At 71.3% G+C, this 22,207-nt stretch carries 25 protein-coding genes; 5 read left to right on the plus strand and 20 right to left on the minus strand.

From position 1 onward, the window contains the following. Positions 1–72: 72 nt before the first annotated feature. The 4 genes from OG408_RS09690 to OG408_RS09705 all read right to left on the minus strand — a co-directional run bounded on the left by OG408_RS09690 (position 73) and on the right by OG408_RS09705 (position 4,485). The gene (locus OG408_RS09690; protein ID WP_037711258.1) at positions 73–303 is read right to left on the minus strand and encodes a hypothetical protein; all 231 of its coding nucleotides are present in this window, start codon (positions 301–303) and stop codon (positions 73–75) included. A 146-nt stretch (positions 304–449) separates the two neighbouring features. Beyond that, positions 450–1,946: an alkaline phosphatase PhoX gene (locus tag OG408_RS09695; RefSeq protein ID WP_326674504.1), complete on the minus strand. Its 1,497-nt coding sequence runs from the start codon at positions 1,944–1,946 to the stop codon at positions 450–452. 168 nt (positions 1,947–2,114) lie between these two features. Continuing rightward, on the minus strand, positions 2,115–3,599 hold the full coding sequence (locus OG408_RS09700) for a hypothetical protein (protein ID WP_326669374.1): 1,485 nt from the start codon (positions 3,597–3,599) through the stop codon (positions 2,115–2,117). Between the two features lie 181 nt (positions 3,600–3,780). Then, positions 3,781–4,485, minus strand: a complete 705-nt coding sequence (locus tag OG408_RS09705) for an antibiotic biosynthesis monooxygenase (RefSeq protein ID WP_326669376.1) — start codon at positions 4,483–4,485, stop codon at positions 3,781–3,783. A gap of 136 nt (positions 4,486–4,621) precedes the next feature. Here OG408_RS09705 and OG408_RS09710 point away from each other — a divergent pair, with 136 nt between their 5' ends. The 3 genes from OG408_RS09710 to OG408_RS09720 are packed head-to-tail and all read left to right on the plus strand — an operon-like array spanning position 4,622 to position 7,052. Further along, positions 4,622–5,743, plus strand: coding sequence for a lipid II:glycine glycyltransferase FemX (locus tag OG408_RS09710; protein ID WP_326669378.1), 1,122 nt, complete (start codon positions 4,622–4,624; stop codon positions 5,741–5,743). 49 nt (positions 5,744–5,792) lie between these two features. Next, positions 5,793–6,578 (plus strand): phosphodiesterase, encoded by a 786-nt coding sequence (locus OG408_RS09715; RefSeq protein WP_326669380.1) that lies wholly within the window; start codon positions 5,793–5,795, stop codon positions 6,576–6,578. 33 nt (positions 6,579–6,611) lie between these two features. After that, positions 6,612–7,052, plus strand: coding sequence for a GNAT family N-acetyltransferase (locus OG408_RS09720; protein WP_266786066.1), 441 nt, complete (start codon positions 6,612–6,614; stop codon positions 7,050–7,052). An 18-nt stretch (positions 7,053–7,070) separates the two neighbouring features. Here the strand turns inward: OG408_RS09720 and OG408_RS09725 are convergent, their stop codons facing one another. After that, a complete protein-coding gene (locus OG408_RS09725; RefSeq protein ID WP_266777344.1) occupies positions 7,071–7,742 on the minus strand; it encodes a DUF4232 domain-containing protein in 672 nt (223 codons plus the stop codon). Between the two features lie 141 nt (positions 7,743–7,883). Here OG408_RS09725 and dapA point away from each other — a divergent pair, with 141 nt between their 5' ends. Further along, complete coding sequence (dapA, locus tag OG408_RS09730) at positions 7,884–8,777, plus strand: 4-hydroxy-tetrahydrodipicolinate synthase (protein WP_326669383.1); 894 nt, start codon at positions 7,884–7,886, stop codon at positions 8,775–8,777. On the opposite strand, the gene dapD is transcribed toward dapA, so the two are convergent. The 5 genes from dapD to OG408_RS09755 form a co-directional block, all read right to left on the minus strand. Further along, positions 8,774–9,763, minus strand: a complete 990-nt coding sequence (gene dapD / locus OG408_RS09735; RefSeq protein ID WP_266777348.1) for a 2,3,4,5-tetrahydropyridine-2,6-dicarboxylate N-succinyltransferase — start codon at positions 9,761–9,763, stop codon at positions 8,774–8,776. The two genes, dapA and dapD, sit on opposite strands and share 4 nt — an antisense overlap. A 179-nt stretch (positions 9,764–9,942) precedes the next feature. Then, positions 9,943–10,818 (minus strand): CU044_5270 family protein, encoded by an 876-nt coding sequence (locus OG408_RS09740; RefSeq protein ID WP_326669385.1) that lies wholly within the window; start codon positions 10,816–10,818, stop codon positions 9,943–9,945. Further along, positions 10,805–11,404 carry an RNA polymerase sigma factor gene (locus OG408_RS09745; RefSeq protein WP_285572634.1) on the minus strand — a complete coding sequence of 200 codons (600 nt, stop codon included), beginning with the start codon at positions 11,402–11,404 and terminating at the stop codon, positions 10,805–10,807. The genes OG408_RS09740 and OG408_RS09745 overlap by 14 nt, the downstream gene beginning before the upstream one ends. A 98-nt stretch (positions 11,405–11,502) precedes the next feature. After that, positions 11,503–12,039, minus strand: a complete 537-nt coding sequence (locus OG408_RS09750; protein WP_266777354.1) for a TetR/AcrR family transcriptional regulator — start codon at positions 12,037–12,039, stop codon at positions 11,503–11,505. After that, positions 12,039–12,359, minus strand: coding sequence for a DMT family transporter (locus OG408_RS09755; RefSeq protein ID WP_266777356.1), 321 nt, complete (start codon positions 12,357–12,359; stop codon positions 12,039–12,041). Before OG408_RS09755 ends, OG408_RS09750 begins: the two co-directional genes overlap by 1 nt. A gap of 216 nt (positions 12,360–12,575) precedes the next feature. On the opposite strand from OG408_RS09755, the gene OG408_RS09760 reads away from it, so the two are divergent. Beyond that, positions 12,576–13,595: a DUF7847 domain-containing protein gene (locus tag OG408_RS09760; RefSeq protein ID WP_266777358.1), complete on the plus strand. Its 1,020-nt coding sequence runs from the start codon at positions 12,576–12,578 to the stop codon at positions 13,593–13,595. A 26-nt stretch (positions 13,596–13,621) separates the two neighbouring features. Here OG408_RS09760 and OG408_RS09765 read toward each other — a convergent pair whose 3' ends face one another. From OG408_RS09765 to OG408_RS09810, 10 genes are all read right to left on the minus strand, one after another. Continuing rightward, complete coding sequence (locus OG408_RS09765) at positions 13,622–13,987, minus strand: VOC family protein (RefSeq protein ID WP_266777360.1); 366 nt, start codon at positions 13,985–13,987, stop codon at positions 13,622–13,624. Positions 13,988–14,052: 65 nt separating this feature from the next. Next, positions 14,053–15,447 carry a DUF3616 domain-containing protein gene (locus tag OG408_RS09770; RefSeq protein WP_285572629.1) on the minus strand — a complete coding sequence of 465 codons (1,395 nt, stop codon included), beginning with the start codon at positions 15,445–15,447 and terminating at the stop codon, positions 14,053–14,055. 150 nt (positions 15,448–15,597) lie between these two features. Then, complete coding sequence (locus tag OG408_RS09775; protein WP_014156915.1) at positions 15,598–15,936, minus strand: metal-sulfur cluster assembly factor; 339 nt, start codon at positions 15,934–15,936, stop codon at positions 15,598–15,600. Then, positions 15,933–16,388: a Fe-S cluster assembly sulfur transfer protein SufU gene (sufU, locus tag OG408_RS09780; RefSeq protein WP_024492621.1), complete on the minus strand. Its 456-nt coding sequence runs from the start codon at positions 16,386–16,388 to the stop codon at positions 15,933–15,935. The genes OG408_RS09775 and sufU overlap by 4 nt, the downstream gene beginning before the upstream one ends. Before the next feature lie 21 nt (positions 16,389–16,409). Continuing rightward, on the minus strand, positions 16,410–17,666 hold the full coding sequence (locus OG408_RS09785; RefSeq protein WP_266777365.1) for a cysteine desulfurase: 1,257 nt from the start codon (positions 17,664–17,666) through the stop codon (positions 16,410–16,412). Further along, the gene (gene sufC, locus OG408_RS09790; RefSeq protein ID WP_266777367.1) at positions 17,663–18,427 is read right to left on the minus strand and encodes a Fe-S cluster assembly ATPase SufC; all 765 of its coding nucleotides are present in this window, start codon (positions 18,425–18,427) and stop codon (positions 17,663–17,665) included. Before sufC ends, OG408_RS09785 begins: the two co-directional genes overlap by 4 nt. Positions 18,428–18,434: 7 nt before the next feature. Then, complete coding sequence (locus tag OG408_RS09795) at positions 18,435–18,752, minus strand: bifunctional 3-phenylpropionate/cinnamic acid dioxygenase ferredoxin subunit (protein ID WP_136328637.1); 318 nt, start codon at positions 18,750–18,752, stop codon at positions 18,435–18,437. Then, positions 18,752–19,933, minus strand: coding sequence for a Fe-S cluster assembly protein SufD (gene sufD / locus OG408_RS09800; RefSeq protein ID WP_266777370.1), 1,182 nt, complete (start codon positions 19,931–19,933; stop codon positions 18,752–18,754). The genes OG408_RS09795 and sufD overlap by 1 nt, the downstream gene beginning before the upstream one ends. A gap of 64 nt (positions 19,934–19,997) precedes the next feature. After that, entirely contained in the window at positions 19,998–21,419 is a 1,422-nt protein-coding gene (gene sufB, locus OG408_RS09805) for a Fe-S cluster assembly protein SufB (RefSeq protein ID WP_266777372.1), read from the minus strand. Further along, complete coding sequence (locus OG408_RS09810) at positions 21,416–22,156, minus strand: helix-turn-helix transcriptional regulator (protein ID WP_266777374.1); 741 nt, start codon at positions 22,154–22,156, stop codon at positions 21,416–21,418. Before OG408_RS09810 ends, sufB begins: the two co-directional genes overlap by 4 nt. Positions 22,157–22,207: the final 51 nt, after the last annotated feature.

The raw sequence follows: 22,207 nt of genomic DNA on the forward strand, positions 1-22,207 counted from the left end.
GCTGCTGCGGGTGCCCCTGAAGGCGGTCGGCGAGAGAGATACGGCGTACGCGGCGCGTGCTCGTCGCTTCTCTCAGAGCTTGGTCAGCTTGGAGTACGGGCTCAGGATCCTCCCCTGTCGCCCCGAGAAGTCGATGAGCACTGCGTCGTTGTCGCCCTCGACAGCAAGGACTCGGCCGAGTCCGAACTGGTCGTGCGACACCCTGTCGCCCACATCGAACAATTCGACCGGTGGGGCCGCCTGGGCCGGGCGGTTGAAGGGACTGGAAGGCAGGTGACGCCGGGATCCGGCTGACTGTTTCATTACCTTGAGTATGCGCCCTGGAAACGCCCGACGCCATGCCCGACCACTCCTGGGGGCCCACTGATGCCGGATTCGTAATCAGCGGTTCCGGCACCGGTGGGTGCCCGGGCCCGCTCGGGGCCCCGGCGCCCACCGGCCGAAAGGGCTTACTGCTCCCGGTGCGACTGGCGCTTCCACGGGCCGGTGATCGCCAGCATGATGCCGGGTGTCTGGATGTTGGCGTAGAGCGTCCTGCCGTCGGGCGAGAAGGTGACGCCGGTGAACTCGCTGTACGACGGCTCGGCCTCGGTGCCGGCGTTCAGCTCGTTGCGCGCGATGGGGTAGGTGCGGCCGCTCTCGGTCGCTCCGAAGAGGTGCTGGATGCCCTCGCCGTCCTCGGAGATGACCAGGCCGCCGTAGGGCGAGACGGTGATGTTGTCCGGGCCGTCGAAGGCGCCGTCCTTGGAGGGGTCGGCGTTGACGCCGAGGAGGACCTTCAGGGTCAGCGTGCGGCGCTTCGGGTCGTAGAACCAGACCTGGCCGTCGTGCTGGACGGGGCTCTCCCCGCGGGCGAACGAGGAGACGATGTACGCGCCGCCGTCGCCCCACCACATGCCTTCGAGCTTGCGGGCACGGGTGACGTCCTTGTCGCCGAACTGCTTGCGCACGGAGACGGTCCTGGCGTCACGGTCGGGGACGTCGACCCAGTCCACGCCGTAGACGGTGCCGATCTTCGTGGCGCGGGAGAGGTCGTCGACGAACTTTCCGCTCTTGTCGAAGCACTTGGTGGCCTGGAGGACTCCGGCGTCGTCGGCGAGGGTGCGGAGCTTGCCGCGGCCGTGCCGGAAGCCGTGCGGCGGGACCCAGCGGTAGAGCAGTCCGTTGGGGCCGGACGCATCCTCGGTGAGGTAGGCGTGGCCCTGCTTGGGGTCGATGACGACGGCCTCGTGGGCGTACCGGCCGAACGCCTTGACGGGGCGCGGGGCGCGGTTGGCGCGCTTGTCGTACGGGTCGACCTCGAAGACGTAGCCGTGGTCCTTGAGCAGACCGTTCTTGCCGGCCTTGTCCTCGGTCTCCTCGCAGGTCAGCCAGGTGCCCCACGGGGTGGAGCCGCCGGCGCAGTTGGTGGAGGTGCCGGAGATGCCGACCCACTCGGCGGTGCGCCCGTCGCGGCGGGTCTCCACCACGGTGCAGCCGCCCGCCGCGACCGCGTCGTAGACGAGACCGTCGGTGAGCGGGACCGGGTGCTCCCAGTCGGCGCGGACGCCGGCCAGCTCGTGGTTGTTCACCAGCAGGGTGACGCCGCGGGCGCCCTCGAAGGTGGCCGTGCCGTCGTGGTTGGAGGGGGTGTACTCGCCGGTCTCCAGCTTGGTGACGCCACTGTGCGTGATGACCTTGTACGAGAATCCGGCGGGCAGCGCGAGTATGCCCTTCGGGTCGGGGAGCAGCGGTCCGTAGCCCGGCTCGTGACTGTGCCCGTGTCCGTGGCCGTGGCCGTGACCGTCGTGGTCGTGACCGTGGCCGTGGTCGTCGTGGCCGTGCTTCGAGTCACCGGCGGCGAGGGCGCCGGGTGCGGTGGCCAGCGCGGCAACGGTTCCGGTGAGGGCGATGCCGGCACCGGTGAGGGCGGACTGTCTGGTGAATTCCCTGCGCGTGAAGGCCATCACGTACTCCTGGTGCAGCTGGGGCGGGTTGTTGGCCCGCTCACCGTCCCGCTCCTGCCCCAACACCAGTTGAACTGAGGACGACTTCGAAGGAATCCCTTCCGTGAACATCCTCGGCCGCGGGCGGCCGGGCACCCCGGTCCGGCCGCCCGCGGATCCGGGCGCGGCTCAGCCGGCCGAGCCGGACCGGGAGCGGGCCTTGAAGGCGGCCTTGCGGGCGTCCTTGGCCTGCTTCTTGTCGCTGTGCAGCCGCCCCATCGCCTCCAGGACGTCCGCCGTCGCGGGGTGGTCCACCCGCCACGCCTCGTCGAAGAAGCCGCTGTGCTGGCCGGACAGCCCCTCGACCAGGCCCTGGAGCTCGTCCAGGTCGCCGTCGGCCTCCAGCTGCGCGGCGATCGTGTCGATGGCGAGCCAGAAGATCATCGCCTCCGAGGGGGCGGGTACGTCGGCGGCGCCCCGCTCGGCGAGCCAGACCCGGGCGAGTCCGCCCAGCTGCGGGTCGCCCAGCACCGCGCGGACGGCCGGTTCGGCCTCCGCGCCGACGAGGGCGAGCGCCTGCTGGCAGTGCAGCCGGCGCAGGGGTGCCTGCGGGTCCTCGCCGCGGGCGGCGTCCAGGAGTTCACCGGCCGCCCCGTCGGCGCCGTGCCGGGCGAGCCACAGCTCGATCTCGCCGCGGGCCGCCGCCTCGGGGTAGTACGCGATGCCGCCGAGGAGCACGTCGGCTCCCTTGTCCGCCAGGTCGCCGATGGCCGGGGCGTCCACTCCGGCCTCCAGCATCCGGGCCCGGATGCCGTAGACGCCGAGCGGGGTGAGCTTGACCATCCCGTACCGGGTGACGTCCTCGTCGTCGGCGGGCGGCACGGTTTCCTCGCCCTCCTCGGCCAGCAACGCCTCGTCCACCGGCCGGTATTCGACGATGCCGATGGGCTCCAGGACCCGGAACTGGTCGTCGAGGCGCATCATCGCGTCCGAGACCTGCTCCAGGACGTCGTCGGTGGGCTCGCCCATGTCGTCGGGCACGATCATCGACGCGGCCAGCGCGGGCAGCGGCACGGGCGCGTCGCCCGCGCCCTCGCCGACGGTGAGCAGGTAAAGGTTGCCGAGCACCCCGTCGAGGAACTCCGCCTCGGTCTCCGGGTCCCAGTCCAGTGCGTCGAAGTCGACCGAACCGTCCTCGCCGACGAGGTCGGCGAAGTCGTCGAAGACCGGGGCGGTGGCGTCGGCGTGGGCGGCCTCCAGGCCGTCGAGCCAGATCGCCAGGACGTCCTGCGGTGAACCGCCGGTCAGCAGCGCCAGGTTCTCGCCCGCGGTGACGGTCCCCTCCGCGTCGCCGCCGAAGCCCTCCTCGTCGAGATCGGCGTCCGCCTCCGGCGTCGGGTCCTCGACCTCGACGAGGCCGGTGTCGACCGCGAGCCGCCACGCCTCGCTGGCCTCCGCCGCGCCGTCCTCGTCCGCGGCGAGGCCGAGGTGCTCGGCCGCCGCGGGCAGCTGTGCCTCGGCGAGTTCGCCGCCGGCGCCGACTCTGGTGTCCGGCCCGGCCCAGCGGGCGAGCCGGACGGCGCGGGCCAGCAGCGGCGCGGCAAGCGCGTCCCGTGCCAGCTCCGCCTCGGTGTGCAGCCGGGTCGGCGGCAGGGTGGGGCGCTCTGCGGACATCAGGGGGTCTCCTCGGAACGTGCGGGGCGTATGCGTCGCCGGGCCGTGGCTCCGTGCGCATACGGGGTCAGGCGGCCCAAGCCTAGACGCATTTCTCCCGGTGCCGCCCGGCACTCGGAACAGAAGGCGGCCCTACCCCCCGGGGCGGCGCGCGGAGGCGGCCCCCGGGGTCCGGGAGGGCCTACGCTCCCTGGCCGGGGCGCAGGCTCAGCGCCGGGGTGTAGCGGTGCACGCCGCCGCCGGTGACGCCCGGGTAGGTCTGCACCCGTTGCCACTGCGGTGTCCGTGACCCGACGCCGTCGCCGGGTCCGGCCAGGGCGTCGACGTGGGCCTGCGCGCTCTCCCACTCCGCGTAGTTGAGCACCCGGGTCCCGTCGGTGCCGACGTGGAAGTGCGCGGCGATCCCGCCGGGCGGCAGGGCCGGATCCGTGCCGAGCGCCTCGAAGACTCCGTCCACCCAGTCGCGTTGGCGGGCGCGGTCCGCGCCGTCGAACTCGACGTCGACGACCACGACGCAGCCCGGTTCCCGGCCGCCGGGCGACGAGGAGCGGTAGAGCTCGTAGGTGTGCGGGGCATGCCGCTCGATGCCCGGGACCGCCGCGTCCACCTCGGCGTCGCGCCCGTCCCCGCCGCTGTTGGCGAAGTCCCGGTAGCTCTCCTCGCCGGTCCACTGCGCGTAGTGGAAGAGCGTCCTGTCGTCCTCCCCCACGTGCACGCTGTACGAGAGCAGCCCCGGGTGCGGCCACGGCCTGTCCGCCCACGCGGACCGGATGGCCTCCACCGTCCGCCGCCGGCGCTCCGGCGTACCGGCGTCCCAGGTGCCCGCCCTGGCGATGCCCGCATCCGCACGGGTGACATCGGGCCGGGACACGAACTCCACTGTCATGACCACTCCCCTCACCGGCGCACCCTTGCGGTGCGCCCGTGCCTGACACCCTGATACGTCAAGTCCGCTTGAGGTCAACCGCGGCTCGCGGGCCTCTCACTAGGCTGACGAAATCGGACAACGAACGGAGTACCGCATGACGCTGCGGGTCGAGGAGATCACCCGGGACCAGCACCTGGCGTTCGTCGCCGAGCGGGGCTCGGCCAGTCATATGCAGGTTCCGTCGTGGGGCGGGGTGAAACCCGACTGGCGGGCCGAGAGCATCGGCTGGTTCGACGGCGGTGGGCGGATCGTCGGTGCAGGTCTGGTGCTGTACCGCCCGATTCCCCGGGTGAAGCGGTATCTGGCATACCTGCCGGAGGGTCCGGTGATCCCCTGGCACGAGGGCGAGATGCGCCCCTGGCTGGATCCGCTGGTGGCCCACGCCAGGTCCCGGGGCGCGTTCACGGTGCGGATGGGCCCGCCCGTGACCGCCCGCCGCTGGGAGGCGCAGACGGTCAAGGACGCCGTGGCGGACCCGGCGGCGGCCCGGCTGCGCGACGTCGAGGCGGACGCGACCGACCCCCGGGCCGCCGAGGTCGTGGCGGAGCTGCGCCGGCTGGGCTGGCGGCCGGCCGGGGAAGGGGACGGTTCGGGGTTCAGCGCCGGTCAGCCCCGGTACGTGTTCCAGGTGCCGTTCGCCGGACGGTCGCTGGAGGAGATCCACAGCGGGCTGAACCAGCAGTGGCGGCGCAACATCAAGAAGGCGGAGAAGGCGGGCGTGAAGGTGGTCGAGGGCGGCCTCGACGACCTTCCGGTCTTCTACGAGCTGTACCGGGAGACCGCCGGACGTGACCGCTTCATCCCCCGCCCGCTCTCCTACTTCCAGCGCATGTGGACCTCGCTGCGGGCCGAGGACCCGGACCGGATGCGGCTCTATCTCGCCCACCACGACGGGGAGGTGCTCTCCGCGGCGACGATGCTGACCGTCGGCTCCCATGTCTGGTACTCCTACGGCGCCTCCACGAGCCGCCGCCGCGAGGTGCAGCCCAGCAACGCGATCCAGTGGCGGATGATGAGCGACGCGCACGCGGGGGGTGCCGCCGTGTACGACCTGCGCGGGATCACCGACACCCTCGACGAGGGCAACCACCTGGTGGGTCTGCTGCGGTTCAAGGCGGGCACCGGCGGTCTGGCCGCCGAGTACGTCGGCGAGTGGGACTATCCGGTCAGCAAGGTGCTGCACAAGGCGTTCGGTCTGTACATGGCGCGGCGATAGGGGCGGCACGGCCGTGTGACCGGCCCCGGGTCCTGGGCAGGCTGTCGGGATGACCGTCTCCGTGGCCCACCTCAGCGACCCGCATCTGATCACCGGCGCCCTCGCCGCCGAGCCCGCGGCCGGCCTCGACCGCGCCCTGCGCCGGGTGCTCGCACTCGACCCGCGGCCCGTCTGCGTGGTGATCACCGGCGATCTGGCGGACCGGGGTACGCCCGCGGAGTACGCGCTGCTGCGCGAGGTGACCGGCCGGTTCCCGCTGCCCGTGCACCTGGTGACGGGCAATCACGACGATCCGGCGGCGCTGCTGGAGGCGTTCGGCGGGACGGCGTTCCTGGGCGGGGGCGAGGACACGTACTACGCGGTGGACCACCCGGAGGTCACGGTGGCCGTCCTGGACTCGAAGGTGGCCGGGTCGTCCGGAGGGATGCTGGGGGCGGACCAGTTGGCGTGGCTGGACGGCGTGCTCGCCCGCAGGCCCGGTGTGCCGGCGTTCGTGTGTCTGCACCATCCGCCGGCGCCGGTGGGCATCCCCTTCCTGGACGGGATGCGGCTGGCGGACGGTGACGCGCTGGCCGCGGTGGTCGCCGCGCATCCGAACGTCGTACGGGTGCTGGCCGGTCATGTGCACCGCCCGGTCACCGCCGCGTTCGCGGGCAGTGTGCTGGCCGTGGCGCCGAGCACGTACCGGCAGAGCGGTCTGGCGCTGCGGGAGGGCCTGCCCGGCTATCTGCCCGAGCCGACGTCCTTCCTGCTGCATCTGCTCGCCGGTGACGCCTGGGTCACCCACACCGTGGCGGTCAGCCATGCGGCCGCGGTGCTGGCCGGCGGGTTCTGACGGGCCCGCCCACGTGCCAGAATCCGGGCTGTGATGCTGCGTACCGCCACCCGCCAGGACCTGCCCGCCGTGCTCGCCCTCCTCGCCGACGAGGAGAGGGTCGTCGACCCCGGTTCGGTCGTCGTGGACGAGGCCTACGAGAGGGCGTTCGACGCCATCGCGGCCGATCCGCGCAACGAGATCCTGGTGCTGGCCGACGGGGACACGGTGGTGGGGTGCCTGCAGGCCACGTACGTTCCCGGGCTCGGGAAGCACGGTGCCGAGCGGGCGCTGATCGAGGCCGTGCGCATCAGGGCGGACCGCCGGGGCGGCGGGCTCGGCCGGGAGCTGATGGAGCGAACCGTCGAGCGCGCGCGGCAGCGGGGGTGCGCCCTGGTCCAGCTGACCAGTGGCAAGCCGCGCACGGACGCGCACCGCTTCTACGTCTCGCTGGGGTTCGCCGCGAGCCACGAGGGTTTCAAGCTCACCCTCTGAAGCACCCCTGCGCGCCGGTCACCCGGGCGTCGCGGTCCGCCAGCCCGTCATGTTGAACTCGTCGAGCAGCCGCACGTCGCTGCCCTCCAGCGGGAAGCTGCGCGCCTCCAGTCCGGGGGCCGGGGCGATCTCCAGCGCGTCGCCCTCGATCAGGTCGCCGCCGGTAGGGGTGGAGACCCAGACGAGGAGCGAGCGCATGGTCTTCCCGGGGGCCAGCATGACCTCCTCGGGGCCCTTGTCGGCCCCGAAGTACGACGAGCCCGGGTTGACCTTGACGGGGAGCGCGTCGCCCTTCTCGTCGACGGCCTGGACCGAGGGGTAGCCGTCGACCCGGTGGGGTGCGTCGCCGCAGTTGGTCAGGGTCAGCCCCACCGCCCGGTGCCCGAGTGCGGCTTCCACCGGTCCCATGGAGACGACGAGGCCCGAGGACGGACAGCCGCCGGTGGCGGTCGGCGAGGGGGCCTGCCGGGCGGGGGCTCCCGGGCGGTCGGCCGGGGCGGTCGCGATGTCCGGTGGGCTCGGGGGCGTGACCGGCGCCGGGCCGGTGGCGGCGGGTGACCGGCTCGGTCCCGGCTCGCCCTCGCCGGCCGGCACCAGGAAGCCCGAGCATCCCGCCAGGCCGAGCGCCCCGGCCAGCACCAGGGCCGCCGTGACCGGTCCGCGTATACCCGTGCCCGCCCGTGCCCGCATCTTCCCGCACCCCGCCCCGCGTCGCCCCGCCCGTCTGTGCGGCCGATCATGCCAGAGCACCGCGATACTTGAGTCCTGCTTCACCTTCACCCGAAGCAGATCTAAGTGGACCTTCACGGTCCGAGAGCCGACACTTCGGACATGACGCCGCCCGCACCCTCTCGCCCGCGCCCCTTCGGCCGCACCCTCTGCGCCATGATCACGCCGTTCACCGATGCCGGTGACCTGGACCCGGACGCCGCCGCCGGCCACGCCGCGAAGCTGGTCGCCGCCGGCTGCGACGGTCTGGTGCTCAGCGGGACCACCGGCGAGTCCCCCACCACGTCCGACGCCGAGAAGACCGCCCTGCTGCGCGCGGTGCGGGAGGCGGCCGGTCCGGACGTGGTGATCGTCGCGGGCGTCGGCAGCGCGGACACCCGGCACACCGTGGAGCTGGCCGGACAGGCGGAGCGGGCCGGCGCCGACGGACTGCTGGTCGTCACCCCGTACTACAGCCGGCCCCCGCAGGCCGCCGTCGAGGCGCACTTCCTGCGCGTCGCCGGAGCGACCGGTCTCCCGGTCATGCTGTACGACATCCCCGGCCGCACCGGCACCCGCATCGAGCCGGAGACGATGCTCCGGCTGGCGGAGCACCCGCGCATCGTCGCGGTGAAGGACTGCTCGCAGGACCTGCTGGCCGCGACCCGGGTGATCGCCGCCACCGGTCTCGGGTACTACTCGGGCTGCGAGGAGCTGAACCTGCCGCTGTACGCGGTGGGCGGCGCGGGCTACGTCAGCACGGTGGCCAATGTGGCGCCCGGCCCGCTGCGGGCCGTCCTGGACGCGTTCGACGACGGGGACACCGCGGGCGCGGCCCGGCTGAACGGTCTCCTGGCCCCGCTGACGGAGCTGATGATGGCGTCCGGACTGCCGGGCACGGTGACGGCGAAGGCGCTGCTGGGCGCGGGGCCGGTCCGGGAACCGCTGCAGCCCGCCGGGCGCGAGGCGGCCGACGGGCTGCGGAGGGCGTACGAGCAACTGCTCGCCGCTTGTTAGTCGTTGTGGTGCAGGATGTCGTTGAGGCCGCCCCAGACCGAGTTGTTCGGGCGGGCCTCGACGGTGCCGGTCACCGAGTTGCGGCGGAAGAGGATGTTCGAGGCGCCGGAGAGCTCGCGCGCCTTGACGACCTGACCGTCCGGCAGGGTGACCCGGGTGCCGGCGGTGACGTACAGACCGGCCTCGACGACGCACTCGTCGCCGAGCGCGATCCCGACCCCGGCCTCCGCGCCGACGAGGCAGCGCTCGCCGATCACGATGCGCTCCTTGCCGCCGCCGGAGAGCGTGCCCATCGTGGAGGCGCCGCCGCCGATGTCGGAGCCGTCGCCGACGACGACGCCCGCGGAGATGCGGCCCTCGACCATCGACGTGCCGAGTGTTCCGGCGTTGAAGTTGACGAAGCCCTCGTGCATGACGGTGGTGCCGGCGGCGAGGTGCGCGCCGAGCCGCACCCGGTCGGCGTCGGCGATCCGGACGCCCTTCGGCGCGACGTAGTCCGTCATGCGCGGGAACTTGTCGACCGAGGTGACCTGGAGGTGCAGGCCCTCGGCGCGGGCGTTGAGCCGCACCCGCTCCAGGTCGTCGACCGCGACCGGGCCGAGCGAGGTCCAGGCGACGTTGGTGAGGAGGCCGAACACGCCGTCCAGGTTCTGGCCGTGCGGCTGCACGAGGCAGTGCGAGAGCAGGTGCAGGCGCAGGTACGCGTCGTGCGCGTCGAGCGGCTTGTCGTCCAGCGAGGCGATGACCGTGCGGACGGCGACGACCTCGACTCCGCGGCGGGCGTCCACGCCGATGGCCTTGGCCGCGCCCTCACCGAGGAGGTTGACGGCACGGTCGGGGGTCAGCCGCTCGGTTCCGGCCGGCCCGGGCTCGGCGGTGAGCTCGGGGGCGGGGAACCAGGTGTCGAGAACGGAACCGTCGCCTGCGATGGTGGCGAGGCCGGCGGCGACGGCGCCGGTGGTGCGGGTGGAAGTCGTGTCGGTCATGACCAGAACCTAACCGGAGGGGGCCCGCCCGGGCCAACCGGTCTCAGCGTGCGTCCCGCACACCGCGCGGACGGCCCACCCGCCGGACGGCCCCGGGCCCCGCACCCGGACCCCGGGCCGCCGCACGGGAACACCCCCGTGTCCCCCGCGGGGCGGCCGGCCGGGGCTCCCGGGCCGGGTCAGGAGCGCGCGCCCTTCCGGTCGACCAGTGCGGTCTTCAGTACGGCGCTGACGCCGTCCGCCGTCGGTGAGTCCAGGGAGCCCCAGCCGGCGAACCTCATGGTCTGCGCGTCCAGGAGGAACAGATCGCGGTCCCCGGGGTACTGGACCCCGATGACCGGCCGGTTCAGCGCGTCCTGGGTCTGGACGGCCGTGAGCCCGGGAACGGTGGCCATCGCCCGGTAGACCGCGGCGATCCCCTTCGGGTCGGCGGGATACGACATCGCCAGCATCGTCAGCGCCCGGTACTCGTGCCGGGCCGCGGTCTCGCCGTCGCCCGGGTAGAAGGCGCGGGCGCGCTTCTTCACCTGGGCCGGGTCGGACGGCAGCCCCGCCAGGAGCTGGAACCGCTCACGGGCCGAGTGGTCGTCGCCCGACTTGCCGTTCTCGGACTCCGGGTCCGCGTACCGGTACCAGTGTTCGGTCTCGCGCGGTCCGCCGGCCTCCTCGCCGGGGCCGTCCTCCTGCGCGCGGATCTCCAGGTCCTTGGTGTAGACCCACTGATCCGTCCTCGGCGCAGGCGCCTGATCGTCCGCGACCTCGGCGGCCGCGTCGCGCAGCACCGGTGCGGCGGCGCCGATCCGGAACGCGGAGGCGGGGGCACCCTGCTGGACGCCGGTGCCCTGACCGCCGCCGGTGAGCTGGGTGCCGATGACGGCCGCCATGGTGATCGCCGCGGCGGACGCCACCGCGGCGAGCCGCCAGTCGGCGCGCGGTCCGCGGCGGGGTCCCGCGGCCTCGGTCAGCCGCTGCCGCCCCCCGGCCAGGTCCGCCCGGCCGGGTGCCGGTGCGTCGGCGCGCAGTTCACGTACCAGCGACATCTCATCCGTGCCCATGAGCAACCTCCAGGCTTTCCGTGACGACCGTGGGGTCGGAGCCGAGGGCCTGGCGCACCTTGCGCCGGGCCCGGTTGAGCCGTGAGCGGACCGTGCCGACGGGCAGCGAGAGCGCGTCGGCCACCTCCTGGTAGCTGAGGTCGGCCCAGGCGATCAGCAGCAGGACGTGCCGGTCGCCGGCGGACAGTGCGGCCAGCGCGCCCGCGATCTCGGTGTGGGCGGCCTGGGCGCTGACCCTCTGGTCGGCGCGTTCGGTCCAGGACTCGGCCACCGGGTCGATGCCGGTGCGGGCGAGCGCGCGCAGCGCCCTGACCTCGGTGCGGCGGTGCCGGCCGATGAGGTTGGCCGCGATCCCGTAGAGCCAGGGCCGGGCGCTCTCCCGGCCGGTGTCGAAGCGGGCGCGGCCGCGGAAGGCGATGAGGAAGGTGTCGGCGGTGATGTCGTCGGCGGCGCCCTCGCCGAGCCGGCGGGCCGCGTAGCGGTGGATGTCGGCGGCGTACCGGTCGTAGAGCAGCGCGAAGGTCTCGGGCCTTTCCAGCGACTGGCCGACCACGGCCGCGTCGTCGTTACTCGGTGGTCCGGTCACAGTGTCTCCGTCTTCTTCGGCAGCTCCGTACGAGGTGTGTCACCTCCTGTTGCCCGCAGTGGCCCTGCGGGTTCACGGGCGGAGCCGGCCGGGACGGCTCAGGCGCTGATGCGGCCCAGCATCTCCCGCGCGAAGGCCTCGTCATAGGCCCCGCCGGTGAGGAGCACCTGCAGACAGATGCCGTCCATCAGGGCGACCAGGGCCCGTGCGGTGGCCGGGTCGGTGCGCGGTGCGAGGAGGGCGGCCGTGGCGTCGGTCCACTCGGCGGCGACCGGCCGCAGCGCGGGCCGGCGCAGGGCGGCGAGGTAGAGCTCGTACTCCAGCTCGGCCCGGCCGCGGCCGGCGCCGAAGAACTCGCCGAGCAGCCGGGCGAGTTCGGCGGCGAGGCAGGATCCGGGGTCGGCGAGGGCCGTGCTCTCGCGCATGAGCGCGGCGAAGTTCTCGTTCGACCTGCGCAGGGCGGCGATCAGCAGTTCGTCCAGCGAGGCGAAGTGGTACGTCGTCGAGCCGAGCGGCACATCGGCCTCGGCGGCGACGGAGCGGTGGCTGAGTCCGGCGATGCCCTTGGCGCCGACGACCCGGATCGCCGCGTCGATGATCCGCTCGCGCCGCTCGGGGTCGTATCTGCGGGCCATCAGTGCGCTCCGCCGAGGTTGAGGACCACCACACCGGCGATGACCAGGGCGATGCCCGCCGCCTTGACCGGGCTGCCGGACTCCCCCATGAACAGCATGCCGATGACGGCGACTGCGGCGGTGCCGATGCCGGCCCAGATCGCGTACGCCGTGCCCATCGACATCGTCTTGAGGGTCTGGGCGAGCAGCGAGAAGGCGAGGAGGTATCCGGCGACGGTGATCAGCGAGGGCCACAGCCGGGTGAATCCCTCGCTGTACTTCATGGCGGTCGTCCCGGCCACCTCGGCAGCGATGGCCGCGGCCAGCAGTCCATATCCCATGTGTACGAGTGTACGCATCGCCGGGGCGGGAGGCCCGGGTCCAGCGGGGTGCCGGGGGCGCTACCGTGGTCCGTCCAGTACATGCCAGTTCATGATCGACCGACCGACGGAGCAGCAGTGGCGCAGGACGCGGGGTGGGGCGGCGGTGCGTACGGGGGCGCGCCGTACGGAGGACCCGGGGGGCCGCCCGGATGGGGCGGCTGGGGCGGTGGCTGGATGCCGCCGAAGCCAGGGGTGATACCCCTGGGGCCACTGCGTCTCGGGGATGTCCTCGGCGGCGCGTTCGCCACCTTGGGCCGCTATGCCAAGCAGGTGCTGGGCGTCGGCGCGGCCGCGTACGGCGGGGCGCTGGCGGTGGTGCTGGCGGCCGGTGCGATCGCGTACTCCGCCGTCGCGGACCATCTGGATCTGATGCTGTCGCTGGAGGGCGACGAGAACCCCCGCTCGGAGGACTGGGTCCCGGTGGCGGTCGCCTTCGGTCTGGTCGCGCTGCTGGGTCTGCTCGCCGTCGTGGTCTCCACGGCCCTGATCTACACGGCCGTGCCGGTGATCCTCCAGGAGGCGGTACTCGGCCGCCCGACCACGTTCTCCGCCGTCTGGCGGCGGGCCTGGTCGCGGATGCCGGCGGTGATCGGGACGGTCCTGCTGACCTGGCTGATCGCGATGATCCCGCTGCTGCTCGCCTGGGCCGGTTTCATCGCCTTCGTGATCGGCGTCGTCAGCATGGACGGCGGCAGCGGTCCGGTCGTCCTGATCATGATCGGTTTCCTGGGCGCTCTGGCGACGGCCCCGCTGGCGGTCTGGCTCTGGGTGAAGTTCAGCCTGGCCCCCTCGGCCGTCGTCTTCGAGAACCAGGGCCCGATCGCCGCGATGCGCCGCTCCTCGCAGCTGGTGCGCGGGGACTGGTGGCGGATCCTCGGGATCTCCCTGCTGGCCGGCGGCATGGCGGCGGTGGCGAGCTACGTGATCCAGCTGCCGTTCTCGGTGCTCGGCATGTTCTCCGGGATGCTCGGCTCGATGAATCTGGGCACCGACCCGAGTCCGGCCTCTGTCGTCGTCGCCATGAGCGGCTACGTGGGAGCGCTGCTGCTGGGCCAGCTCATCGGCCAGCTGATCGTGTCCACCTTCCCGCCGCTGGTGACGGGGCTGCTGTACGTGGACCGCAGGATCCGCACCGAGAACCTGGGCCCGGTCCTGGCCGAGGCCGCCGCGGTGCCCCCGCAGTACACGGCGTAGCCCCGGACAGGGAACGCGCCCGGTCGTCAGTCGATGAGCGAGTTCTTCGGGGACAGCACACAGAACTCGTTGCCCTCGGGGTCCTCCAGCACCACGAAGGTCGCGTCCGCCGCCTGGCCGACGTCGGTGCGGCGGGCCCCGAGTGCGAGGATGCGCGCCACCTCGACGTCCTGGTCGTCGGGTGCGAGGTCGATGTGCAGCCGGTTCTTGGTCTGCTTCCGCTCGGGCACGGGGACGAAGGTGATGCCCGGCAGGGCGTTCTTGTCGGTGCCGATGACGATCTCGTCCTCGGCGTCGTAGAGCACCTTCCAGTCGAGCACCCCGCACCAGAACCGGGCGAGCGAGGGAAGGTCGTGGGCGTCGACGACGACGCTGTAAAAGGAAACGGCCATGCCCGCCAGTCTGCCCGGCGGGCACGGCCGTACCGGTGTGATTCGGCGGGAGTCGCCGGACCGGTTCAGCCGTTGACGGTGAACCAGGTGGCGCGGGACTTCTTCCACTCGTCGTGGTCGAGGTCCTTGGCCTCCGTACCGTCGCCGTAGAGGTCGGCCGAGCCCGCGTCCGTGATCAGCTGGGCGCGTGCTCCGGGCGTGTTCAGGTCGGGTACCTCGACGACGGCCTCCCAGCCGCCCGGGTCGGTGGTCGGCAGGTCGAGCCGCTTCACCGGTGCGTGTCCGGCGACGCCGTCCCAGGAGTAGAGGGCGTACGGGTCGGAGTTGTCGTCCGCGGCCCAGGAACCGGCGACGATCAGGTACTGGTCGGCGGCGTTCTTGCGGATGTCACGGATGCTGAGCCCGCCGAGGTCCAGCTCGACGGGGGTGCCGATGACCGCCTTGCTCCCGGAGCCGGCCACCTTGTCGAAGTTGGTGACGGGCACGATCAGCGCCTTGCCGCCCTCCTTCGGCGGGACGAGCGGGGCCCGGAAGCCGAGGTAGGCGGTGCTGGTGGAGCCGGGGGCGAATTCGAGGCCCTCGATGTTGAAGCCGTCGATCTGCTTGGGGACCTCGCCGTCCTTCGTGCCCGCGGCGAAGCCGTACCGGTTGCCGTTGGCCTTGTCCCAGGCGACGAGGTCGTCGCGGAGCTTCTTGTACGAGCCGCCGACCGTGAGCTGCGTCGACGCGCCGGAACCGCTCACCGTGGTCGTGAAGACGGTGTTGCGGTCGGACTTGTACTCGCCGTCCTTGTTGTTGCCCAGCGATCCGGTCCAGTAGACCGTGTTGCCGACCCGGGTGGCGCCCTCGATGTCGATCTCCTTGGACACCCCGAGCTTCGAGGCGACGTCCCAGGTCCGCACGGGCGCGCCGGAGACCGAACGGTCGTAGAGGCGCAGGGTGTTGGACTCGTCGTCGGCGACGATCACGTAGCCGCCGCCGGCGTCGACCGCGGCGGACGCGTCCGAGGAGCCGGTGAGGTAGCGGGTGTCGGCGGCGTTCTGCACAGCGGCCGACGCGGCGAAGTGCAGGGTCTTGGTGGCGGTCTTCCCGCCGAGTCCGGTGACCTTGACGGTGAGGTCGGTGTAGCCGCGGGCGTGCGCGGCGACGCGCAGCTGCCGGGTGGCGCCGGTGCCGGTCACGGTCACGTCCCCGGTGGCGGCGACGGACGGCTTGGAGCTGGCGGAGGCGGCCACACCGAGCGCGGTGACGTCGGCGCCGCTCTGCGCGACGGTGACCGTCACCACCGGGTCGGCCGTGGCGCCCGCCGCGCCGGAGAGATAGCCGGCGGACAGCGCGATCGTCGGCGTTCCGTAGCTCGCGGCGTGCGCGGGCACGCCGAGGCCCAGAGCGGCCAGCGCCAGGGCGCCTCCCGCCGCGGCGACGGTCCGGCGGTGGCGGAGTACAGGGGGGTGCGGCACGGCGTACCTCTCGTCGGCGTGGTGTCGAGGAGTAGGTTCCGGTTCGTGGGCCAACGGGCGGCACACGCCAGGGGTACACCGCGCGAACAACGGCGAACGGCCCCCGGCGGTGCCGGGGGCCGTTCCTGTCCGTACGGGGTACGGGGATGCTCAGACGTTGAAGCCCAGCGCGCGCAGCTGCTCGCGGCCGTCGTCCGTGATCTTGTCCGGGCCCCACGGCGGCATCCAGACCCAGTTGATCCGGAGTTCGTTGACGATGCCGTCGGTGGCGGACTTCGCCTGGTCCTCGATGACATCGGTCAGCGGGCAGGCCGCGGACGTCAGGGTCATGTCGAGGGTCGCGATGTTGGCGTCGTCGATGTGGATGCCGTAGATGAGGCCCAGATTGACGACGTCGATACCCAGCTCGGGGTCGACGACGTCGTACAGCGCCTCGCGGACCTCCTCCTCGGAGGCCGGCTTGGTGGTGAGAGTCTCGTTTTCGCTCATGCCGTCTTCCCTTCGGACAGCGCCTTCGCCGTCGCGTCCTTCCACGCCATCCAGCTGAGCAGCGCGCACTTGACCCGGGCCGGGTACTTGGAGACACCGGCGAACGCGACCGCGTCCTCCAGCACCTCCTCCATCGCGTCGTCCGGCTCCAGCTGGCCCTTGGACTGCATCAGTTCCAGGAACGCGGCCTGGATCTTCTGCGCCTCGCCCAGTTCCTTGCCGACCAGCAGCTCGTTCAGCACGGAGGCGCTGGCCTGGCTGATGGAGCAGCCCTGGCCCTCGTAACTCACATCGGCGATGGTCTCGCCGTCGTACCGCACCCGCAACGTGATCTCGTCACCGCACGTCGGATTGACGTGATGCACCTCGGCGTCGCCGTCCCGCAGGCCGCGCCCGTGGGGGTGCTTGTAGTGGTCCAGGATCACTTCCTGGTACATGGAATCAAGCTTCACGAGTCAATCCTCAGCCGCTGTCTAACCGAAAAAGTTCCGGACGTGTTCCAGGCCGTCCACCAGGGCGTCGACCTCGGCGGGCGTGGAGTACAGATAGAACGACGCTCGCGTCGTCGCAGGAATTCCGTACCGCAGGCATACCGGCCGTGCGCAGTGGTGTCCGACCCGGACCGCGATGCCCTGCTCGTCGAGGACCTGGCCCACGTCGTGCGGGTGGATGTCGCCGAGCGTGAAGGAGATCGTGGCGCCGCGGTCCTCCGCGGTGGCCGGACCGATGATCTTCAGGTCCGGGACCTCCAGCAGGCGCTTCACCGCGTACGCGGTGATGGCCTGCTCGTGGCGGTGGATGTTCTCCATGCCGATCGCCGAGAGGTAGTCCACGGCCGCGCCGAGGCCGACGGCCTGGGCGATCGGGGGCGTACCGGCCTCGAACTTGTGCGGCGCGGGGGCGTACGTCGACGAGTGCATCGACACGGTCTCGATCATCTCGCCGCCGCCGAGGAACGGCGGCAGGTCCTCCAGGAGCTCCTGCCGTCCCCAGAGCACGCCGATGCCGGTCGGGCCGACCATCTTGTGGCCGGTGAAGGCCACGAAGTCGGCCTGCAGCGCCTGCACGTCGAGCACCATGTGCGGGGCGGCCTGCGAGGCGTCGATGCAGACGAGCGCGCCGACTTCCTGGGCGCGCCGGACGATCTGCTCGACCGGGTTGATCGTGCCCATGATGTTCGAGACCAGCGTGAAGGAGACGATCTTCGTCTTCTCGGTGATGATCTCGTTGATGTTGGACAGGTCGAGCCGGCCGTCGTCCGTGATGCCGAACCACTTCAGCTTCGCGCCCGTGCGCTGCGAGAGCAGCTGCCACGGCACGATGTTGGAGTGGTGCTCCATCTCCGTGGTGACGATCTCGGTCTCGTGGTCGACCCGGTAGGGCTCATCGGCCCAGCCGAGCATGTTGGCCACGAGGTTGAGCGACTCCGAGGCGTTCTTGGTGAAGATCACCTCGTTGCGGCTGGGCGCGTTGATGAACGCGGCGACCTTGTCACGGGCGCCCTCGTACAGCGCCGTGGCCTCCTCCGCGATCGTGTACACGCCGCGGTGCACATTGGCGTTGTGCCGCTCGTAGTACTCGTTGAGGGCGTCGAGTACCTGGCGCGGCTTCTGCGAGGTCGCCGCGCTGTCCAGGTAAACGATCTTCTTCCCGTCATGGACCGTACGATCCAGCAGGGGGAAGTCCTTGCGGATCGCCTCGGTGTCGAGGAGGCCCGGCAGCTGTGTCACGCGGAAGCGCCACCCTTCGTGTAGGCCTCGTAGCCCTCGTCCTCCAGCTTGTCCGCGAGCTCGGCGCCGCCGGACTCGGCGATGCGGCCGTTGGCGAAGACGTGCACGAAGTCGGGCTTGATGTAGCGGAGGATCCGGGTGTAGTGCGTGATCAGCAGGGTGCCGACCTCGCCGGACTCGCGGACCCGGTTGACTCCTTCGGAGACGGTCTTCAGCGCGTCGACGTCCAGGCCGGAGTCGGTCTCGTCGAGGATCGCGATCTTCGGCTTGAGGAGCTCCAGCTGAAGGATCTCGTGGCGCTTCTTCTCACCGCCGGAGAAGCCCTCGTTGACGTTGCGCTCGGCGAAGGACGGGTCCATCTGGAGGCCGGCCATCGTCTCCTTGACCTCCTTCACCCAGGTACGCAGCTTGGGCGCCTCGCCGCGGACGGCGGTGGCGGAGGTGCGCAGGAAGTTGGAGACCGAGACACCGGGGATCTCGACCGGGTACTGCATGGCGAGGAACAGGCCGGCTCGGGCGCGCTCGTCGACGGTCATGTCCAGGACGTTCTCGCCGTCCAGGGTCACCGTGCCACTGGTGATCGTGTACTTGGGGTGGCCTGCGAGGGAGTAGGCGAGGGTGGACTTGCCGGACCCGTTGGGGCCCATGATGGCGTGGGTCTCGCCCTGCTTCACGGTCAGGTCGACGCCCTTGAGGATCTCCTTCGTGGCGTTGTCGGCCTCGACGGTGACGTGCAGGTCGCGGATTTCAAGCGTTGCCATGGGTGACTCAGGACTCCTGGGTGACGGAGACGAGCACATCGTCCCCTTCGATCTTGACGGGGTATACGGGGACGGGGCGCGTCGCGGGAAGGCCGGACGGCTTGCCGGTGCGGAGGTCGAAGCTCGATCCGTGCAGCCAGCACTCGATCATGCAGTCCTCGACCTCGCCCTCGGACAGGGAGACGTTCGCGTGCGAGCAGATGTCGTTGATCGCGAACACCTCGCCCTCGGTGCGGACGACGGACACCGGCGTGCCGTCGAGCTCCACCCGCTTGGGGGTGTCGTCCTCCAGCTCGCTCAGCGCGCACGCCTTGACGAAGGTCATCAGACCGACGCCTTCAGCTCGGTCTCGATCTTGTCGAGGAGACGGGCTTCGACGTCCGGCAGACCGATCTGCTGGACCAGCTCCGCGAAGAAGCCGCGCACGACCAGGCGGCGGGCCTCCTCGGCGGGGATGCCGCGGGACTGGAGGTAGAACAGCTGCTCGTCGTCGAAGCGGCCGGTCGCGGAGGCGTGGCCGGCGCCGACGATCTCGCCGGTCTCGATCTCCAGGTTCGGCACCGAGTCGACCCGAGCGCCGTCCGTGAGGACCAGGTTGCGGTTCATCTCGTAGGTGTCGGTGCCCTCGGCAGCGGCCTGGATGAGGACGTCGCCGATCCAGACGGCGTGGGCGCCGTCGCCCTGCAGTGCGCCCTTGTAGGCCACGTTGGACTTGCAGTGCGGGGTGTTGTGGTCGACCAGGAGGCGGTGCTCCTGGTGCTGGCCCTTGTCGGTGAAGTACAGGCCGAAGAGCTCGGCCTCGCCACCGGTGCCCGCGTAGGCGATCCGCGGGTGGAGCCGGACCACGTCGCCGCCGAAGGTGACGACGATGGACTTGAAGGAGGCGTCGCGGCCGATCAGCGCGTTGTGCTGACCGACGTGGACGGCCTGCTCGTCCCAGTCCTGGACGGAGACGACGGTCAGCTTCGCGCCGTCGCCCACGACGTAGTCGACGTTGGCGGCGAGGACCGCGTCACCGGTGTGGTCGATGACGACGACGGCCTCGGCGAAGGCGCCCAGCTCGACGACCTGGTGGCCGTAGGCCACACCGCCCTCGCCGTGCACCGCGATCCGGATCGGCTCGGTGAGCACGGCTTCCTTGGCGACGGTGACGACGGATGCCTGCTCGAAGGACGAGTACGCCTGCGCGGCGACCCGGTCCACCGGCGTGCCGGCCTTGCCCAGCCGGGCGTCGTCACGGCCCACGGTCTCGACCGTGACGCCCGCGGGCGCCTCGATGGCGACCTTCACACCGCTGCCGGTGGCGACGGCGGTGCCGTCGTGGAGCCCACGCAGCCGCTCCAGCGGCGTGAAGCGCCACTCCTCCTCACGGCCGTGCGGTACCGGGAAGTCCGTGACGTCGAAGGACGGGGGCGCGCTCATGCGCGTGGCGACGGTCGACTCGGCGGCCACCGCGATGGAGCCGGCGGTGGTGGATCCCGCCGGGATGTTCTGAGCCTCAGCCATGGCTGTCGTAGTGCTCGCTTTCTCTGTCGGACAGATGTCAGGGGGAGATTCGGCCGTCGGCGTACTAGCCGACCGAGCCCTCCATCTGCAGCTCGATCAGCCGGTTGAGTTCGAGGGCGTACTCCATCGGGAGCTCCTTCGCGATCGGCTCGACGAAGCCGCGCACGATCATCGCCATCGCCTCGAACTCGGTCATGCCGCGGCTCATCAGGTAGAAGAGCTGGTCCTCGGAGACCTTGGAGACCGTCGCCTCGTGGCCCATCGACACGTCGTCCTCGCGGACGTCGACGTACGGGTAGGTGTCCGAGCGCGAGATGGTGTCGACCAGCAGCGCGTCGCAGAGCACGTTGGACTTCGCGCCGGGCGCGCCCTCGCCGATCTCGATCAGACCGCGGTAGGAGGTGCGGCCGCCGCCTCGTGCCACCGACTTGGAGACGATGTTGGACGAGGTGTTCGGAGCCATGTGGACCATCTTGGCGCCGGCGTCCTGGTGCTGGCCCTCGCCCGCGAAGGCGATGGACAGGGTCTCGCCCTTGGCGTGCTCGCCCATCAGGTAGACGGCCGGGTACTTCATGGTGACCTTGGAGCCGATGTTGCCGTCGACCCACTCCATCGTCGCGCCCTCGTAGGCGACGGCGCGCTTGGTCACCAGGTTGTAGACGTTGTTCGACCAGTTCTGGATCGTCGTGTAGCGGCAGCGGCCGCCCTTCTTCACGATGATCTCGACGACCGCGGAGTGCAGGGAGTCCGAGGAGTAGATCGGCGCGGTGCAGCCCTCGACGTAGTGGACGTAGGCGTCCTCGTCGACGATGATCAGCGTCCGCTCGAACTGGCCCATGTTCTCCGTGTTGATACGGAAGTAGGCCTGGAGCGGGATCTCGACGTGCACGCCCTTCGGCACGTAGATGAACGAGCCACCGGACCACACGGCCGAGTTCAGCGAGGCGAACTTGTTGTCACCGACCGGGATGACGGTGCCGAAGTACTCCTTGAAGAGCTCCGGGTGCTCCTTCAGCGCGGTGTCGGTGTCCATGAAGATGACACCCTGCGCCTCCAACTCCTCGTTGATCTGGTGGTAGACGACCTCGGACTCGTACTGCGCGGCGACACCGGCGACGAGGCGCTGCTTCTCCGCCTCCGGGATGCCGAGCTTGTCGTACGTGTTCTTGATGTCCTCGGGCAGGTCCTCCCAGGACTCCGCCTGCTTCTCCGTGGAACGCACGAAGTACTTGATGTTGTCGAAGTCGATGCCCGACAGGTCCGAGCCCCAGTTCGGCATGGGCTTCTTGCCGAAGAGCTTGAGGCCCTTGAGCCGCAGCTTCAGCATCCAGTCGGGCTCGTTCTTCTTCTCCGAGATGTCGCGGACGACGGCCTCGGAGAGGCCGCGCTTGGCCGCCGCGCCTGCCGCGTCGGAGTCGGCCCAGCCGAATTCGTACGTGCCCAGGCCGTCGAGCTCAGGGTGGGCAGTCTCCGTAGGGAGCGTCATGCGGGGTTCCTCCCGGACTTGCTGGTGGATGCTGAATCAGTGGTCTGTGGGGTGGGGTGGCCGCTGCGCGGAATGTACGTCGTACACACCCCGTCGCCGTGGGCGATGGTGGCCAGACGCTGCACATGGGTCCCCAGGAGGCTGGAGAAGAACTCCGTCTCCGCCTCGCACAGCTGCGGGTACTGCTCGGCGACATGTGCGACCGGGCAGTGGTGCTGACACAACTGCTCACCCTGTTGCGGGCCCGGCGCGCTGCGCGCCGTAGCAGCGTACCCGTCGGCGGACAAGGCCTTGGCCAGCGCCTCCGTACGGGCTTCGGGCGCCGCGGCGTCGATCACGGCGCGGTACGCGGCCGACTGGCCGGCGACCCTGGCCCGGGCGAACGCCATGACCGCTTCGTCGCCCGTGGTCTCGGCGATCCAGCGCAGTGCGTCCGCGGCGAGCGTGTCGTACGACTGGTCGAAGGCGTCCCGGCCGCAGTCGGTCAGGGCGAACACCTTGGCCGGACGGCCACGGGTCCGTGCCCCGTACACCCGCTGCTCGCGGGCCTCGACGACCTCGTCGGAGACGAGTGCGTCGAGATGGCGGCGGACGGCGGCCTGGGTGAGGCCCAGGCGCTTCGCCAGGTCGGCGACGGTGGACGGGCCATGGTCCAGGATGGAGCGCGCGACCCGGTTGCGCGTCGAGCGCTCACCGGTCGCGAGTTCCTCCTGCGGAGCCTCGCCAACGTATTTCACAACGCCATTGTTGCGTAATTCCCTCGGCCCTGACAACCACGGTCCGAAACG

The sequence above is a fragment of the Streptomyces sp. NBC_01257 genome (assembly GCF_035917255.1).
Taxonomy (GTDB): domain Bacteria; phylum Actinomycetota; class Actinomycetes; order Streptomycetales; family Streptomycetaceae; genus Streptomyces.

What these genes read in the sequence shown, in the direction of transcription:
- OG408_RS09690 (WP_037711258.1), bottom strand. Translation starts at nt 303, where the DNA reads ATGAAACAGTCAGCCGGATCCCGGCGTCACCTGCCTTCCAGTCCCTTC.
- OG408_RS09695 (WP_326674504.1), bottom strand. Translation starts at nt 1,946, where the DNA reads ATGGCCTTCACGCGCAGGGAATTCACCAGACAGTCCGCCCTCACCGGT.
- OG408_RS09700 (WP_326669374.1), bottom strand. Translation starts at nt 3,599, where the DNA reads ATGTCCGCAGAGCGCCCCACCCTGCCGCCGACCCGGCTGCACACCGAG.
- OG408_RS09705 (WP_326669376.1), bottom strand. Translation starts at nt 4,485, where the DNA reads ATGACAGTGGAGTTCGTGTCCCGGCCCGATGTCACCCGTGCGGATGCG.
- OG408_RS09710 (WP_326669378.1), top strand. Translation starts at nt 4,622, where the DNA reads ATGACGCTGCGGGTCGAGGAGATCACCCGGGACCAGCACCTGGCGTTC.
- OG408_RS09715 (WP_326669380.1), top strand. Translation starts at nt 5,793, where the DNA reads ATGACCGTCTCCGTGGCCCACCTCAGCGACCCGCATCTGATCACCGGC.
- OG408_RS09720 (WP_266786066.1), top strand. Translation starts at nt 6,612, where the DNA reads ATGCTGCGTACCGCCACCCGCCAGGACCTGCCCGCCGTGCTCGCCCTC.
- OG408_RS09725 (WP_266777344.1), bottom strand. Translation starts at nt 7,742, where the DNA reads ATGCGGGCACGGGCGGGCACGGGTATACGCGGACCGGTCACGGCGGCC.
- dapA (WP_326669383.1), top strand. Translation starts at nt 7,884, where the DNA reads ATGACGCCGCCCGCACCCTCTCGCCCGCGCCCCTTCGGCCGCACCCTC.
- dapD (WP_266777348.1), bottom strand. Translation starts at nt 9,763, where the DNA reads ATGACCGACACGACTTCCACCCGCACCACCGGCGCCGTCGCCGCCGGC.
- OG408_RS09740 (WP_326669385.1), bottom strand. Translation starts at nt 10,818, where the DNA reads ATGGGCACGGATGAGATGTCGCTGGTACGTGAACTGCGCGCCGACGCA.
- OG408_RS09750 (WP_266777354.1), bottom strand. Translation starts at nt 12,039, where the DNA reads ATGGCCCGCAGATACGACCCCGAGCGGCGCGAGCGGATCATCGACGCG.
- OG408_RS09755 (WP_266777356.1), bottom strand. Translation starts at nt 12,359, where the DNA reads ATGGGATATGGACTGCTGGCCGCGGCCATCGCTGCCGAGGTGGCCGGG.
- OG408_RS09760 (WP_266777358.1), top strand. Translation starts at nt 12,576, where the DNA reads ATGCCGCCGAAGCCAGGGGTGATACCCCTGGGGCCACTGCGTCTCGGG.
- OG408_RS09765 (WP_266777360.1), bottom strand. Translation starts at nt 13,987, where the DNA reads ATGGCCGTTTCCTTTTACAGCGTCGTCGTCGACGCCCACGACCTTCCC.
- OG408_RS09775 (WP_014156915.1), bottom strand. Translation starts at nt 15,936, where the DNA reads ATGAGCGAAAACGAGACTCTCACCACCAAGCCGGCCTCCGAGGAGGAG.
- sufC (WP_266777367.1), bottom strand. Translation starts at nt 18,427, where the DNA reads ATGGCAACGCTTGAAATCCGCGACCTGCACGTCACCGTCGAGGCCGAC.
- OG408_RS09795 (WP_136328637.1), bottom strand. Translation starts at nt 18,752, where the DNA reads ATGACCTTCGTCAAGGCGTGCGCGCTGAGCGAGCTGGAGGACGACACC.
- sufD (WP_266777370.1), bottom strand. Translation starts at nt 19,933, where the DNA reads ATGGCTGAGGCTCAGAACATCCCGGCGGGATCCACCACCGCCGGCTCC.
- sufB (WP_266777372.1), bottom strand. Translation starts at nt 21,419, where the DNA reads ATGACGCTCCCTACGGAGACTGCCCACCCTGAGCTCGACGGCCTGGGC.